Consider the following 15,552-nt stretch of genomic DNA (forward strand, 5'->3'; position numbering starts at 1 on the left):
TCCTGTATTTAGACCGTTGTCGGGTTAGGGCGAGTTGTATCTACGTTATATTTCTTGATCGCTTCAGCAACTTTACTTGCAGGCAACTTGCCTTCATCAGCCAACGCTTTTAACGCTGCAACTGTCACGTAATAACGATCTACCTCAAAGAAGCTACGTAAGGCTTCACGACTGTCACTGCGGCCATAACCGTCAGTACCCAGTACCACATATTTCTGTGGGATGAAATTACGGATCTGATCAGCAAACGAACGCATGTAATCGGTTGATGCGATCACAGGGCCTTCCGCTTTCTTCAAAGATTTACCGACGAATGTTTCTTTTTGCGGTTTCTCAGGATTCAGCAGATTCCAGCGCTCGACATCGATCCCTTCACGGCGTAACTCGGTAAAGCTTGTTACGCTCCAGATATCAGGCGATACGCCCCAGTCTTTTTCGAGTAATTCAGCCGCTGCAATCACTTCACGCAGAATCACGCCGCTACCCATGAGCTGTACTTTAGGGCCTTTAACTTTAGACTTGCTAAAGGAGTACATGCCTTTCAGGATGCCTTCGTCAGAACCTTTAGGCATTTCCGGATGGCTGTAATTCTCGTTCATCAGGGTGATGTAGTAATACACATCTTCCTGATTTTGTACCATGCGGCGTAAGCCTTCCTGAATGATGACGGCAAGTTCATAAGCGAACGTTGGGTCATAAGAGATACAGTTAGGGATAGTCGCTGACATCAGATGGCTATGACCATCTTCGTGCTGTAGACCTTCGCCATTCAATGTTGTACGCCCAGCTGTGGCACCTAGCAAGAAGCCGCGTGAACGCGAGTCACCAGCTGCCCATGCCAGATCGCCGATACGTTGGAAACCGAACATCGAATAGAAGATGTAGAACGGAATCATCTGCACGCCGGTCACGCTATAGGAAGTCGCAGCCGCTATCCATGAGGAGAATGAACCTGCCTCATTGATCCCTTCTTCAAGGATCTGACCATCTTTTTGTTCTTTGTAGAACATGACCTGATCGGCATCTTGTGGCTCATAAAGCTGGCCGACAGATGAGTAGATACCAAGCTGCCGGAACATACCTTCCATACCGAAGGTACGCGCCTCATCTGGCACGATAGGCACGATGTATTTGCCTAGGGCTTTATCGCGTAGCAAGGTCGAAAGGATACGAACGAACGCCATCGTGGTAGAGATCTCGCGTTCACCAGTCGCGCCCAGCATATTCTCAAATGCTGAAAGCGGGGGCACGGTCAATTCGTTGCCTTTGCGGCGGCGGGCAGGTACGAAACCGCCCATCGCTTCGCGACGTTGTTTCATGTATTGCATCTCAGGGCTATCTTCCGCAGGACGGTAGAATGCCAAGTTCTCTACATCTTCATCGCTCACAGGGATATCAAAACGATCACGGAATGCTTTCAGTGACTCGAAGTCCATGCTTTTCTGCTGGTGCGTGATGTTCTGGCCTTCGCCAGCTAAGCCCATGCCGTAGCCCTTGACGGTCTTTGCCAAGATGACAGTCGGTTGGCCTTTGTGCGCAACAGCAGCAGCATATGCAGCGTAGACTTTATGTGGATCATGACCACCACGGTTGAGGCGCCAGATGTCTTCATCAGACATGGCGGCAACCATTTCTTTCAATTCAGGATATTTGCCGAAGAAATGTTCGCGCGTGTATGCGCCGCCTTTGGCCTTGAAGTTCTGGTATTCACCATCCACGCATTCTTCCATGCGCTTCTTGAGCAGGCCATCTTTGTCCATTGCCAGCAATGGATCCCAGTATGAACCCCAGATGACTTTCAATACGTTCCAGCCGGATCCACGGAATGTCGCTTCGAACTCTTGAATGATCTTGCCATTGCCGCGCACAGGGCCATCAAGACGTTGCAAGTTACAGTTGATGACGAAGATCAGGTTATCAAGGTTCTCGCGGGATGCAAGCGAGATCGCGCCTAATGACTCAGGTTCGTCCATCTCACCGTCGCCACAGAATACCCAGACTTTACGGTCGGATGTATCAGCGATGCCGCGGTCATGCAGGTATTTCAGGAATCGTGCCTGATAGATACCTTGCAACGGGCCAAGGCCCATCGATACGGTAGGGAACTGCCAGAAATCAGGCATCAACCATGGGTGAGGGTAGGAAGAAAGGCCATTGCCGCCGACTTCGATGCGGAAATTCGATAATTGTTCTTCATCAAGCCTGCAGTCAAGGAATGCGCGAGCATACACGCCAGGAGATGAGTGACCTTGGAAATACACAAGATCGCCGCCAAAGCTTTCATTGGCAGCGCGGAAAAAGTGGTTGAATCCGATATCGTAAAGCGTTGCAGCTGACTGAAAGCTGGCGATATGGCCGCCGACACCTGGAGATTTCTCATTGGCGCGTAACACGGTCATGATGGCATTCCAGCGAACCAATGCACGGATCTTACGTTCCATAGCAGTGTCACCTGGATGGCGCTGCTGCATGTGGGATGGAATGCTGTTTACATAACCAGTCGTGGCTTTATAAGGTAGATATGCACCTGAGCGGCGTGCCTTATCGATGAGCGTCTCGAGCAGGAAGTGCGCACGCTCTGGTCCCTCGTTCTCAAGTACCGCGGCGATGGCCTCTAGCCATTCGTTGGTTTCTTGAGGATCAATATCGGGGGTTAATGCCATGTAGGAATCTCCGGGAAACTTTTGTCAGTTGCTGTAGGTATAATCAATCAAGGATCGTATTTTTTAGCTTGATTGATAAATCGCTATGCCCCGTCAGTTTTTGACTGTTGGGCAAAGCCTATAGTTTGGCTTTTTTGGCTATTTTGGTCAAGTTATTAGCACGTTGGAATGCATATTGAATCTAACGATAGAAGATAAAAAAGGAATGCCATGTCTCTGGAATTAAAGCCCGCGCAATTAACGCAATCGCCATTGCCTGCGGATGAGCAGTCGATTAAAAGTGCAGCGCACATATTATTTGTGTTGCCTGCCACTCGTCCTGCTGATTTGCCTTTCGCTGAAGTCTTGGATGCCAAGTTAAAGCGTACGCAGGGTAAATATTCGGAGTTGGTTAAATCCCATGTATTCGCAGAGTTGCCTGATGGCAAGGTCGCAAGCTGGTTGGTCTTGAATGATAAGGCCAGTGCATTCAAGCGTCATACTCAATTACGAAAAGCGCTAAAGCCATTATTTGAAGAAAAGCCCCAAGCGTTGACGATACTTGTTTATGGCAACGAATCGATTCGTAAAAAGGCGGCGCAAGATGCCTTTTACGTCGCCGCGGTGAATGCAAATGCATTGCCTAATAGTAAGAGTGATAAAAATAAGAAAAATAAGAAAAAGACTCGTCACTTAAAGCTTATCGAACTCCATGGTTTTGCTGATCCATCCGGTTTTGCTGATATACAAGCAATCGTCGCAGGCAGCTCATTGGCAAGGCAGTTGAGTATATTGCCTCCAAACGAGCTAACTCCAGCGATCTACCGCGAAAAGATAGTTAAAATGGCCAAAAACAGCGGTTGGCAGTATGAGGAGTATGATTTTAAACGCTTGCGTAAGATGGGAGCAGGCGCGTTTGTGGCTGTAGCTCAAGGCTCTGATCCGCAGGATGCCGCAATCGTACACTTGCAATATGCACCTAAGGGCGCGAAAAAGCACATCTCACTGGTAGGCAAAGGCATATGTTTCGATACGGGCGGCCATAACCTTAAACCTGCTAAATATATGAACGGCATGCACGAAGACATGAACGGCTCCTCTGTTGCATTAGGGATATTGCACGCGGCAACACGGGCCAAATTGCCGATCAAGATCGATTGCTGGCTGGCAATCGCTCAAAACCATATCGGGCCATTGGCTTATAAGCAAAATGATGTCGTGACTGCATTGAATGGCACGACTATCGAAGTGGTACATACCGATGCTGAAGGGCGCATGGTACTTGCCGATACACTGACGCTTGCATCTCGCACTAAGCCAAGCTTCATCATGGATTTCGCTACATTGACTGGCAGTATGTATGTGGCACTGGGCAATCGTGCCAGCGGTATCATCGGTAATCGGCCTGTTTTGCTTAGTAAGGCTGTGGAGATTGGCGTAGAGGTCGGTGAGCGTGTCTATGCGCTGCCATTTGATGAAGACTATGAGGAGGATCTGGACAGCGATATCGCCGACATCAAGCAATGCACCCTTGAAGGTGGCGCCGACCATACGCTTGCGGCTCGTTTTCTGTCACGCTTCATTGAGGGAGATATCCCTTGGGTGCATGTAGACCTTTCTTCCTACAGCTGCAAGGGTGGATTGGGCGCAGTTGCCACGGATACAAATGGTTTTGGTGTGCATCTCGCTTTTAGGTTGATTCAGGAAAAATTCGGTCATTGAGAGCTAAATGATCATTGAAATACCTTGGGATGATGTAGAGCTGACCGCGGTTCGTGCACAAGGCGCGGGTGGCCAGAATGTGAATAAGGTCTCCAGCGCTATTCACCTACGCTTTGATATTCAGGCTTCATCGCTTCCTGATTCGATTAAGCATCGGTTGGTACAAGTCAAAGACCAACGTATCACGCGTGATGGAGTGGTTGTTATCAAGGCGCAGATATATCGTAGCCAAGAGATGAACCGCGTAGAGGCAATGCAGCGTTTGCATGATCTGGTGAATAGTATTGCCATTCCGCCAAAATTGCGTAGACCGACAAGACCAACGCTTGGCTCTAAGCGCAAACGATTGGAAGGTAAAGCGCAGCGCAGCTCGGTTAAGAAGCTGCGCGGTAAGGTCTCAGATATTTAACAGCATAATCTTTACAGCTTTTTACATCTTGTTCGTCAACTATTTGTACTTCTCCGCGTTCTAAGATATATCCCGCAGCATTGCGGCATAACAAGCGTTGAGAGGAATGTAAATGCATAACGAAAGTGTGATTTCGGCTTTGGTATTGGCGAGTTTTGCTTTGCCAGCCTTAGCCGATGACCAATATTTCGATACTGCGCGTGTTATCTCTGTAACTCCACAAACTGAGCGTGTGAACACACCACGCCAAGAATGCCGTACAGAATATGTGCAGGAAAGTTATACCGAGAGCTCACCAGCGGGTGCAATTGTCGGGGGTATTGCAGGTGCACTACTAGGTAGCCAGATAGGACAAGGCGGTGGCCGTGCCGCAGCTACTGTAGTTGGTGCTGGTGTAGGTGCCGTAGTGGGTAATAATGTCGGTTCAACGACTTCTTACCCGATGCGGCCAGTCGAGCGTTGTTATAGTGTGGATAACTGGCAGAATGTCAGCCGGGGCTACTTGGTAACATACCGATATAATGGCCGCGATTACACAACCGTCACAGACCAACCACCGGGTGATTCGATACGCGTCAATGTGGCTGTGGGCGTGCCTCAGGCGAACCCGCCAGTGGCTGTGTACCAAAGTACTCAGCCTGTATACGAGGCGCCACCACCTGTGTATCGCGAGTATGTGAGGCCAGCACCAGTGGTCATCGTACCTAGTTTCGGGTTTAACTATGGGTATGGCGGTTACGGCCCAAGACCTTGGGGATGGGGCCGTGGTCCCGGCCCAGGTGGGCATCACTGGTAATAAAAAAGCAGCGTTGATCGCTGCTTTTTTATTAGTCTGCTATAGCTAAGATGGCTCAGCTTTTTTTGAGCCCTTTTTTCTTTTGAAACTGGCTATCTTTTTTAACATCCACCGCCATACGATACCCTCGGCAATCTCTCTACCATTCATGACGAATGTCAGCACTTTATGGTTGCTTAATAAGATCGACTGCATCGTTTTTGCATAATCCTTACCGCAGAAAAGCACCAGATCGCCTTCCAGCAGTAGTGTAGTCTTCTCTGGCAATAAGGTACTCTGGCCATTTCTTATCAGCATCAGTGGCACAAGTTCCAGATGTTCTGTGCGGTTGTTCGGATTTTGTGTGATCGCGTTCAATGGTACCGGGATACCCCATCGAATGAGGTTCGATACTGCTGGGGAGTGGATGTGGTCGACCGTCACGCGCCATGTCAGTGGTACTGATTCGCCTACGGTCTCAACCAGCTCGCTGATCACTTGATTAGACCATGCATTACTTTGGTTGCGCGCAAGGCTCAGGAATTGTGAAAGTAGCGGGGCGACCATGTGGGCGAGGCATTCATGGGCGATGATATTGCTTGGCTGCATAGTGATATCTGCATTGAACTGGTCGAACAACACCTCATTGAATCGACGGTTCTTGCGGATGACCACGAAGATATCCGGATTCAACTCACGTGCAGTCATGACGATAGAAAGATTATTGATGTCATCGTTGGTGCCTGCAACGATACCTACGGCATCTTCAATTCCAGCTTCTTGTAGTATCTTGCCTTCTGCGCCACTACCCACGATACAGTTCACACAGCCCGTTAACTCAGGGTCTGCCTCGATGATCACGGTGCTGATGTTTTCACGTTCAAGGTTCGCTACAACGGATTTGCCAAAACGGCCGTAACCGCAGATGACCCATTTTCCTATTGGAGGGCAAGCCGGTGAGGGCAGGGCATCACCGGGTACGGCAGTCAGCCATTCATGTAATAGATACGTACCTAAAGCGTGCACTTCCATCGCGAGCAGTTCGCCAAAGAGAGCATAAGGATTGATGATATGGTCGGTGCCAAAAGAGGCCATGTTGGCGGCAACTTCTTCATTCTCCGCACGTGCCAGCATCAATAGATTCGGGTTGATGAGCTTAACCGCGATGGCGATAGCGAGATTCACATGGTCGTTATCTGTCAATGCCGCAACGCCTCGACAAAGCGGATGTTTCACACCTGCTCTCAGCAGGGTATCCGGCATCTTTGTATCGGCGCAAAGGTTGGGAATGTCAAATTGGTGGTCCTCAAGCTCCAACTCGTTGATGAGGTCTTGCTGAATCTCGAGTACCACGACCCGAATACCTTTTTTGTCGAGCGCACTGACGAGTTGCTTACCAGTCTCACCATAACCGCAGACGATGTAGAAGGGCTCATGCAGATGTTCCACCTCTCGGGCGAAACGCGCTGTGGTGACTGCTAGCTTCAGCCCCGGATCTTGAAACAGGGAAATGATCTTACCGATGGCATAGAACCACGGGATAACGGTAAAGTAGATGGAGAATGTCATCCATAGACGTTGTGACGGGCTATAAGGGAAAGGCACTTCACCAAAGCCAATCGTCGTCGCTGTATAGCTGATGACGTAAAACGCCTCGAACACACTCATGTGCCAAGGCCGACCCTCGGGGTCTGTGCCCGGCATCATCGTCAAACCAATGATGGCAATGGTATAGGTGACGATGACCAGAATCAGCGGCGCTCGCATGCGCCGCAGAATCAGGAAGAAGATGTTATTCAAGATGGTATATACAACCTAGCGACGCAGACTGACTGTCTCCGCGATGAGCAACACGACCGAGATGATATTAGCCACAAATGCGCCAGCGGCTAATGATACGACACGGGCGATGGTCGTTGTCTCGTCGGTCGCCGTTGAGGCAATCCAAAGAATCGCGGCGACAATCAGTTGCAGGTCAGCCACCAGGCTAGTGGCTAGATGCAGTGCGCCTATCTGCGTACGGTCACCGAATTTGAGCACCGTGGCGATCAGGTTAATGACGATCGCTGCATAAAGCTCATAGACATGATGGTGTGCTGGATTATCGATATCACCGATAAAGAAGCCGAAATTCAGGGTAAGTGCCAGTACGATGAAGAAACCAAAAACTACTTTTTCAAGATTCATGTTGTTCTCTTTTTGCGATACACGGGATGATATTACTGTGAATTAGAACGTGATTTTAGCCTTACAAGTTGGGCTTTGCGAGTAGCCATGCACCTAGGCTTAATAATAATCGTTGATAGCGTTGGCTGATCAGGCATGTTTTAACTTTACTCACATCGCCTTCGCTTAACACATGGCTAAGCCATCTTATCTCGTTGCTAGGTGCGCCTAGGCTTTGCACTTGTAATATCGCGGACTCCAGACGCTGTACTGCCCATTGCATCTGTTTGATGCCCTCGATACTCTGGTTCTCCAGCACGATCGCCTGATTGCTTTGTAGGTGTCTGACACACTCCCATGCCGTCTGTTCGAATATCTGCTCGGAGGAGATATTGCTGGTGATCTTGATGGATTTTGCTGTACTGATCTTTAATGGTTCAGGGCGATAATACGCATAGCCGCGCTGGGCTTTGCTGATGTTCTCAATCGTGAGTGGGATATCTTTCTGCAATTCAAGCGCAAGCTCGAATACATGAACAGGGTTGCCGGTTTTTAGCTCAATCTCGATTTCTTCGATGCGGTCTTTTTTTTCTTCCCCGACGATGAGGTCGCCTATATCGAGAGCCAGTTCCAGCGTAGTGCCATCATCATAAGATAGCTGCCACTCGGTGCGCATCATGTCAGTGGTGAATATCGGTTTCAATGCATCGCGAAGCGTAGCATCAGAGAATATCTCGACGATGTTTGGGTCGGATATCTTATCGATCTTGTTGAAATCGGGTGCGTTAGTGGAGAGGATATCTTCCCACTCCATGCGCTGGTGCAGGCCAGCAACTGATTTCCCCGCGCTTTTGACTGCCTGGAACCAGCCGCCTGACATGCTGCGAACGCGTAAACTGGTTTTTTTGTCGAGTAGAGTAAGCGTTGGCGTGTCGTAATAGGTACTGATCAATCGGCGCGTGATGGGTTCGCCTACTAGGTGTTGCCGGATAACTTGATGATCATTTAGCCTTGGCCCATCCGCTTCACTTATGCGAAGTTTTAACTCGATCTCATTCGGCATTTTCATTCACCTTGGTATCCCGGTCGGCATTCACTATCCAGTGCAGTAAAGGTGCCCATTGCTGCAAATCTCTGCTGACTTGCGATGGGCGGATATCGAATAAGCTTATACCTTGTTCTGCTGCCAATGCATAGATTTGGGCATCACGAATATTCCCCATCACAGGAAATCCACTTTTAGCCAGATAAGCCTGTAAAGTTGCTGCGGAGCGCGTGCGGCTATCTATACGCATACCGATTACGGCAACAAATGTCTTTTCTTTACGCACGGCTTTTTCTTCACGTAGGACTTCCAGAAACTCTTCTGTAGCCCCTATATCAAACGCCGAGGGTTGAATCGGTACGATGATCCAGTCTGCAAGTTTGACTGCATTACTCAGCTTTTCGCCACGCAGGCCAGCGGGCGAATCGATAATAGTCCAGTCGGCGCTCAGGCTGTCTTTATGTTTTCCACGACCATCCATACCGTGAATGAGTGGTAATTTTTCCGGGCGACGGCTTAGCCAGCTCAAGGCAGAGTGCTGCCTGTCCGTATCGGAAAGGACGACATGTTTGCCACGGGTAGCGAAATAACCTGCCAGATTCGTGGCTATTGTGGTCTTGCCGCTTCCACCTTTGGGGTTGGCAATTAAAATGGTTCTCAAATTCTACTCGTCGAAATTTTCCAGCGTGAGCTGGTTGATATATTTACTGGTTGATATATTTATTAAGTGCAGCATCTAATGGTACCGGATTACCGATAAAAAAGCCCTGTCCATTATCTTCATCCCGTTGAGTAGTATGATTGACTTGATTGTGTTCGAAGCGTCGCGGGCGATTTAGATGAAGTCGGGCGAAATGACGGCGCGTAAAACGGATTGCTCCTCATGCGCTCTAACCCGGCTGGATAACCACCAGACATTACCTTTTTTAACGCTCCAGTAATGGATCCTGCCTGTTATCGCAAGTGCCGCCGCCATGCCTAGTGAAGGCTGGTGACCAATAATCAATACTGTCCCTGACCCTTTGGGCCAGTTAGCTGCTTCAAGTAACGCGTGCGGAGAGGCGCCGGGGGCTAGTGATTCCAGCGTGGTAAAATCCCAGCCAAGTGCTTCAGCGGTCTGCTGTGTGCGTGTTGCGGGGCTTGCAATGACTTTTGTATCTGCAGGTAGCTGCTGCTTGAGCCATGCAGCCATCTTTTTTGCTTGCTGCTCACCTTTGTTGGTAAGCGCGCGGCTTATGTCGGGAAATGCGTCATCTGCCTCGGCATGACGCCATAAAATAAGTTCCATAGCGTATTATTCGTTAGTTGGTTATGAGTTAGGTATGAATATCTTAGGTGTAACTATCTTAATGCTTGTAGCGGATGATTACAAAGTGACCGTTGTGTGAAATTACAAATTACATCTTCACGCGTGAGCGACTATCAGCGGTTGCCATCGTCTGAGCAAAAAGCCTTGGCGCAATTATTGTCATTTGCTGAGATTTCAATTATTCCTGAGACTATTGCTGCGGTCAGCTGTTCAGTTTCGGGTATTGATAGGCAGGCAGATTGGCCCATTGCTGCCATTCACCAATTGGCAGAAGGTGCGTCCCAGTCTGATGCATACTGGATGCAGATACATCCAGTACACCTGGTATTGCAGCGCGATTACTTCTCACTTTATCCGTTTGAGCTTACGCTTGTTACCCCAGAAGAATGTGCCAGTTTGCTGACTTTGCTGAATCAGCATTTTAAGCCTGATGGTTTTGAGTTCTCGCTTGCAAAGCAGGTGATTGGAAATGAGGATGGTTTTTACCTACGTCTTCAACAGCCACCCGAGATTACAACGACATCTCCAGAACTTGTCGTAGGCAAAGACATCAGACCCTATATGCCGCAAGGTAAAGGCGCTACAAAATGGCATGGTATTTTGAACGAAGTGCAGATGTTATTGCATGATCACCCCATCAATCAGTTGCGAGAGCGCAAAGGGTTGGTGCCCATCAATAGCATTTGGCTTTCGGGCGGAGGCGTTGTTCAACTTGCCTCAAAGGTAGCCCAGAATATTTATGGCGATAGTCAGTTGGCTAGAGGAATCGCTAAAATGAACGGCAATAGCCTATCTGCGTTGCCTGCTGATATTGACCATTGGCTTAAGGCTGCTCAAGACGATGTGATATGGATCATAGATGATATCTCTTCCATCGGCGGCGCTAGTTTTATCAAGATGCTTTCTTTGTTAAGACGTCGAAGAATCCATGATCTTGTGCTGTATTTCGGCCTTCAAGGGCATGTGTTACATGCGCAGATTAAGTCCTCCGATACATGGCGTATCTGGCGTAAGCGCCAGCCACTTTCAACCTATTTTAATGGCGATATACATGATTGAATCAAGAAGTAAGCAGATACATGGCTAATATTGTTCATCGCTCAGTTGATCTTGCCGCAGCTCAAAACCTCGTAGCGGATGGCATCCATCCTACGCTTGCGCGCTTGTTGGCAGCACGTGGTGTCGCACAGATTTCGCAGCTTGATACCTCGCTTGCGGGCATCATCCCTCCTGAAAAGCTAACCAACAACCTCAACATGGCACAATTGCTTGCTGATGCGATAGCACAGGAAAAATCCGTGCTGGTGATTGGCGATTATGATGCCGATGGTGCTACAGCCACTGCCATCGCAGTGCGTGGATTACGTAGCATGGGAGCAAAAGTAGATTTTCTTGTGCCTAACCGTTTTGAGTATGGTTATGGGCTGACGCCAGAGATCGTCGCGCTCTCCGCTACCAGAAAGCCCGACATTATTGTTACGGTAGATAATGGTATCGCCAGTGTTGATGGCGTTACCGCAGCCAATGCGCTCGGTATTTCCGTATTAGTGACAGATCATCATTTGCCAGCAGATGTTACGCCTGCCGCTGCATGTATCGTCAACCCGAATCAGCATGGGTGCGACTTCCCCAGTAAAAATCTGGCAGGTGTCGGCGTGATCTTCTATGTCATGCTGGCACTACGGGCAGAGCTGCGTGCACGTGGTGTATTCGCAGATAAACCTGAGCCTAACCTGACAGCGCTATTGGATATCGTCGCACTCGGCACTGTCGCTGATCTAGTGAAACTGGACGATAACAATCGGATATTGGTCGATCAAGGTTTGCGGCGCATTCGTGCAGGCAAGGGGTGCCCAGCCATTCGTTGGCTATTGAAGATTGCTGGCCGCGACCCTGCATTAGCGAGCGCTCAGGATTTAGGGTTTACGGTAGGCCCGCGCTTAAATGCAGCAGGCCGACTCGATGATATGTCATTGGGTATTATGTGCCTGCTCACTGATAGTGAAGATGAGGCGCAAAAAATGGCGCAGCAGTTACATGAGCTTAATCTGGCACGGCGCAGCATAGAGGCCGATATGCATGACGCCGCGACCATCGCGCTGGATGATATAGATGCCGCCAACCGTTTCTCCCTGTCCCTTTATGATTCTGAGTGGCATCAGGGGGTTATCGGTATTCTCGCTTCCCGCATCAAGGAAAAACACTATCGCCCGGTCATCGCTTTTGCCCGTTCAGGGGATGGTAAGCTTAAGGGTTCTGGGCGATCAATTAGCGGGTTACATCTGCGCGATGCGCTTGATTTGATCTCAAAAAAACATCCTGATCTGCTTATCAGTTTTGGTGGGCATGCCATGGCGGCAGGGTTGAGCATTCTCGAAAAAGATTTCGACCGATTTAATCAGATTTTTGAATCTACGGTAGCTGGTTTGCTTACACCTGCCGATCTAGAGTCAGTGATCGAGGTCGATGGGCGGCTAGAGGTGATCGATATCCATTGGGATATGGCCTGTGCAATAGAGCGGCAGGTCTGGGGGCAAGGGTTCCCGCAACCTAGCTTCGCTGATGAATTTGCAGTCGTCGAGCAGCGTATCGTGGGCGAGCGGCATTTAAAGCTCAAACTTGAAAAGAACAAGCGGCGGTTTGATGCCATCTTTTTTAACCAGCAGGAGTTTCTGCCAGAACGCGTGCAGCTGGTGTATCAATTGCAGACCAATCAATATAACGGCGCGCAGAATATTCAGCTCGGTTTGCGCCATTGGCAAGCGATATAGCGAGCATTTGCCGCGTTGACCGTGCTAATGGCATCAAGGTAAAATTACAAAAATTCATAGGTATCAATAAAATGCGTCGTAAATTAGTAGTCGGCAATTGGAAGATGCATGGCTCTCTTGCACAGAATAAACAGTTGCTTGATGCGCTCATCCGCAAGCTTGAGCCGTTGACGCAAGCCGATTTTGCTGTCTGCGTACCATACCCTTATCTGTTCCAGACGCAGGCAGCTTTGCAAAATACCCGGATCGGCTGGGGTGCGCAAAACATCGCAAAGCATCAAGTCGGCGCTTATACCGGTGAAGTCAGTGCCACGATGCTTAAGGACTTTGGTTCGCAATATGTCATTGTGGGCCATTCCGAGCGCAGCACGGCTTATTGTGAAAGTGACGCCAATATCGCGGCTAAGTTTGCATCGGCACAATGTTCCGGCATTACGCCTGTGCTTTGCGTGGGGGAGACATTGCATGAGCGAGAATCTGGCCTTCGTGAACGTGTCATCGCAGCCCAACTAGATGCCATATTGGATATCGTAGGTGCGAAAGCGTTTGCAACGGCAGTGGTATCTTATGAGCCTGTGTGGGCGATTGGCACCGGCTTCTCTGCGTCGCCCGATCAGGCGCAGAGCGCGCATGCCTTCATTCGCCAGCGGATAGCGCTGCTGGATGAAAGTGCCGCAGAGAGTGTAAGAATTCTATATGGGGGTAGCGTAAATCCCTCAAATGCGTCACAATTATTTGTTATGCCGGATATTGATGGTGGTTTGGTCGGTAGATGTTCGTTGAATGCCAACGATTTTGAAGCAATTTGTCGTGCCGCTTGTTGAAAAAAGCAAAAACAAATATCAAGCGTGTATCGCGTTTAGAAAGTATGGATTTTAAAAAAGTATGGAAACTCTAGTAACAGTCATTCATGTGCTTGCAGCCGCCTCAGTGATCGGCCTTGTGCTATTGCAACACGGCAAGGGTGCCGATATGGGCGCTGCCTTCGGTAGCGGTGCGTCAGGTAGCTTGTTCGGTGTGAGCGGTTCATCAAACTTCCTGAGTCGCGCTACTGCGGTATCAGTGACGATATTCTTTATTACCAGCTTGTCGCTGGCCTATCTATCAAGCCACCGTGCTGAGCATGCTAGTGTGCTTAAATCACATACCTTGAGTGTTCCGGAAAAGTCCGAAGCAACTAAAGCAGCACCTGAAGCTACTGAAAAATCAACAGCTAAGGATGTACCGCAATAAGTCTTTAGGTTTTTAGTCTTTGCCGTCGTGGTGGAATTGGTAGACACGCTATCTTGAGGGGGTAGTGACGAAAGTCGTGTGAGTTCGAGTCTCACCGTCGGCACCAAATTTAGTACAAGTAGTTGAGTTGTAAATATCATTTGGTTTTAATTAACCGATCAGAACCCGCCAGATTCGTCTCGCGGGTTTTTTGTTTTTATCGCCCTGCTTTTATTGTTTAAGCAAGCAAAATATTTTTGAATCTCCTGCCCATTTAATTGTAATTATTCTGTTACAATTTATTAATAAACTGTTAAAAACCGTGGGTAGTAAAAGAAACTGAGTTAACGCCAAAGTGTTTATCGATGCATCATCCAGACATATTCTCGCTTGACCAACCCTCTGTCAAAAGCCATAATCTTTATAGGTGTATTGCTGGTGAATGTAATACAGTGTTTGTCTTGTGGTAACGTTAGCTTTATCAGGATGTGTCAGCAAAGAGAAGCTTCGATGTTCTTTATGTTGTCATCTCACCTTTACACAATATCCGGCTTTCAAGAGTTGGGTTAACTAGGGCTGAACATGCTGGAAAATTATTTTCCTATCCTGTTGTTCATCATCGTCGGCTTAGGTGTTGGCGTTGGTCCTCTCGTTCTGGGTAAGCTGGTAGCCCCTAGCAAACCAGATGCCGAAAAGAATTCCCCTTACGAATGTGGTTTTGAGGCGTTTGAAGACGCCCGCATGAAATTTGACGTTCGTTATTATCTTGTCGCTATCCTGTTTATTCTTTTTGATCTTGAGATCGCATTTCTATTTCCATGGGCTGTCGTGCTGCAAGAGATTGGCATGTTTGGTTTTCTTGCGATGACGGTGTTTCTTGGCATTCTGATTGTCGGTTTTGTCTATGAATGGATGAAAGGCGCATTGGAATGGGAATAAAAATCCATGCAGTATTTTGTGGGAACGATCTCATGAAATATCCATTCATTATGGTCGAGGCGGTGGTTGCATGAGTATCGAGGGCATACTGGAAAAAGGTTTTGTGACGACCACGTTGGATACGGTCATCAACTATACCCGTACGGGTTCGCTGTGGCCGATGACGTTTGGTTTGGCCTGCTGTGCTGTTGAAATGATGCATGCTGGCGCTGCCCGTTATGATTTGGATCGATTCGGTATCGTATTCCGTCCTAGCCCACGACAATCAGATGTGATGATCGTAGCAGGGACGTTGGTCAATAAGATGGCACCTGCATTGCGTAAGGTGTATGACCAGATGGCTGAACCACGCTGGGTGATCTCGATGGGTTCATGTGCAAATGGTGGTGGTTACTATCATTACTCTTATGCGGTTGTGCGGGGTTGTGATCGTATCGTGCCTGTCGATGTCTATGTGCCGGGTTGTCCTCCAACTGCTGAGGCGTTGCTTTATGGCATTATCCAGTTGCAATCCAAGATCAAACGTACTAATACGATTGCTCGCTAGGGATGATCGGTAAAT

15 protein-coding genes and 1 tRNA gene are annotated in these 15,552 nt (G+C 48.7%); 10 read left to right on the top strand and 6 right to left on the bottom strand.

Annotated elements, in window-relative coordinates:
* Positions 1 to 8: 8 nt before the first annotated feature.
* On the bottom strand, positions 9 to 2,663 hold the full coding sequence (aceE, locus tag A7981_RS10605; protein WP_067267972.1) for a pyruvate dehydrogenase (acetyl-transferring), homodimeric type: 2,655 nt from the start codon (positions 2,661 to 2,663) through the stop codon (positions 9 to 11).
* Between the two features lie 210 nt (positions 2,664 to 2,873).
* On the opposite strand from aceE, the gene A7981_RS10610 reads away from it, so the two are divergent.
* The 3 genes from A7981_RS10610 (at position 2,874) to A7981_RS10620 (ending at position 5,569) form a co-directional block, all read left to right on the top strand.
* Entirely contained in the window at positions 2,874 to 4,364 is a 1,491-nt protein-coding gene (locus A7981_RS10610; protein WP_067267974.1) for a leucyl aminopeptidase family protein, read from the top strand.
* Between the two features lie 7 nt (positions 4,365 to 4,371).
* Positions 4,372 to 4,773 carry an alternative ribosome rescue aminoacyl-tRNA hydrolase ArfB gene (gene arfB, locus A7981_RS10615; RefSeq protein ID WP_067267975.1) on the top strand — a complete coding sequence of 134 codons (402 nt, stop codon included), beginning with the start codon at positions 4,372 to 4,374 and terminating at the stop codon, positions 4,771 to 4,773.
* A 112-nt stretch (positions 4,774 to 4,885) separates the two neighbouring features.
* Entirely contained in the window at positions 4,886 to 5,569 is a 684-nt protein-coding gene (locus A7981_RS10620) for a glycine zipper 2TM domain-containing protein (RefSeq protein WP_067267976.1), read from the top strand.
* A gap of 45 nt (positions 5,570 to 5,614) precedes the next feature.
* Here A7981_RS10620 and A7981_RS10625 read toward each other — a convergent pair whose 3' ends face one another.
* The 5 genes from A7981_RS10625 to A7981_RS10645 form a co-directional block, all read right to left on the bottom strand.
* Positions 5,615 to 7,348 (bottom strand): NAD-binding protein, encoded by a 1,734-nt coding sequence (locus tag A7981_RS10625; RefSeq protein WP_082889301.1) that lies wholly within the window; start codon positions 7,346 to 7,348, stop codon positions 5,615 to 5,617.
* 15 nt (positions 7,349 to 7,363) lie between these two features.
* A complete protein-coding gene (locus tag A7981_RS10630) occupies positions 7,364 to 7,735 on the bottom strand; it encodes a DUF6394 family protein (protein WP_067267979.1) in 372 nt (123 codons plus the stop codon).
* A gap of 61 nt (positions 7,736 to 7,796) precedes the next feature.
* Positions 7,797 to 8,777 carry a CYTH domain-containing protein gene (locus tag A7981_RS10635; RefSeq protein WP_067267980.1) on the bottom strand — a complete coding sequence of 327 codons (981 nt, stop codon included), beginning with the start codon at positions 8,775 to 8,777 and terminating at the stop codon, positions 7,797 to 7,799.
* Positions 8,767 to 9,420, bottom strand: coding sequence for a ParA family protein (locus tag A7981_RS10640; protein WP_067267982.1), 654 nt, complete (start codon positions 9,418 to 9,420; stop codon positions 8,767 to 8,769). The genes A7981_RS10635 and A7981_RS10640 overlap by 11 nt, the downstream gene beginning before the upstream one ends.
* Before the next feature lie 174 nt (positions 9,421 to 9,594).
* Positions 9,595 to 10,047 (bottom strand): histidine phosphatase family protein, encoded by a 453-nt coding sequence (locus A7981_RS10645; protein ID WP_067267984.1) that lies wholly within the window; start codon positions 10,045 to 10,047, stop codon positions 9,595 to 9,597.
* Positions 10,048 to 10,143: 96 nt separating this feature from the next.
* Here A7981_RS10645 and A7981_RS10650 point away from each other — a divergent pair, with 96 nt between their 5' ends.
* The 7 genes from A7981_RS10650 (at position 10,144) to A7981_RS10680 (ending at position 15,537) form a co-directional block, all read left to right on the top strand.
* Positions 10,144 to 11,127, top strand: coding sequence for a hypothetical protein (locus tag A7981_RS10650; RefSeq protein WP_067267986.1), 984 nt, complete (start codon positions 10,144 to 10,146; stop codon positions 11,125 to 11,127).
* Between the two features lie 20 nt (positions 11,128 to 11,147).
* Entirely contained in the window at positions 11,148 to 12,839 is a 1,692-nt protein-coding gene (gene recJ / locus A7981_RS10655; protein ID WP_067267989.1) for a single-stranded-DNA-specific exonuclease RecJ, read from the top strand.
* A gap of 71 nt (positions 12,840 to 12,910) precedes the next feature.
* The gene (gene tpiA, locus A7981_RS10660; protein ID WP_067268344.1) at positions 12,911 to 13,663 is read left to right on the top strand and encodes a triose-phosphate isomerase; all 753 of its coding nucleotides are present in this window, start codon (positions 12,911 to 12,913) and stop codon (positions 13,661 to 13,663) included.
* Positions 13,664 to 13,724: 61 nt separating this feature from the next.
* Positions 13,725 to 14,072, top strand: coding sequence for a preprotein translocase subunit SecG (secG, locus tag A7981_RS10665; protein ID WP_067267991.1), 348 nt, complete (start codon positions 13,725 to 13,727; stop codon positions 14,070 to 14,072).
* 21 nt (positions 14,073 to 14,093) lie between these two features.
* Positions 14,094 to 14,178: transfer RNA gene (locus tag A7981_RS10670), tRNA-Leu, on the top strand.
* A 455-nt stretch (positions 14,179 to 14,633) separates the two neighbouring features.
* Complete coding sequence (locus tag A7981_RS10675) at positions 14,634 to 14,990, top strand: NADH-quinone oxidoreductase subunit A (RefSeq protein WP_067267993.1); 357 nt, start codon at positions 14,634 to 14,636, stop codon at positions 14,988 to 14,990.
* 70 nt (positions 14,991 to 15,060) lie between these two features.
* The gene (locus tag A7981_RS10680; RefSeq protein ID WP_067267995.1) at positions 15,061 to 15,537 is read left to right on the top strand and encodes an NADH-quinone oxidoreductase subunit B family protein; all 477 of its coding nucleotides are present in this window, start codon (positions 15,061 to 15,063) and stop codon (positions 15,535 to 15,537) included.
* Positions 15,538 to 15,552 lie beyond the last annotated feature (15 nt).

Source organism: Methylovorus sp. MM2, from assembly GCF_001648895.1.
Taxonomy (GTDB): domain Bacteria; phylum Pseudomonadota; class Gammaproteobacteria; order Burkholderiales; family Methylophilaceae; genus MM1.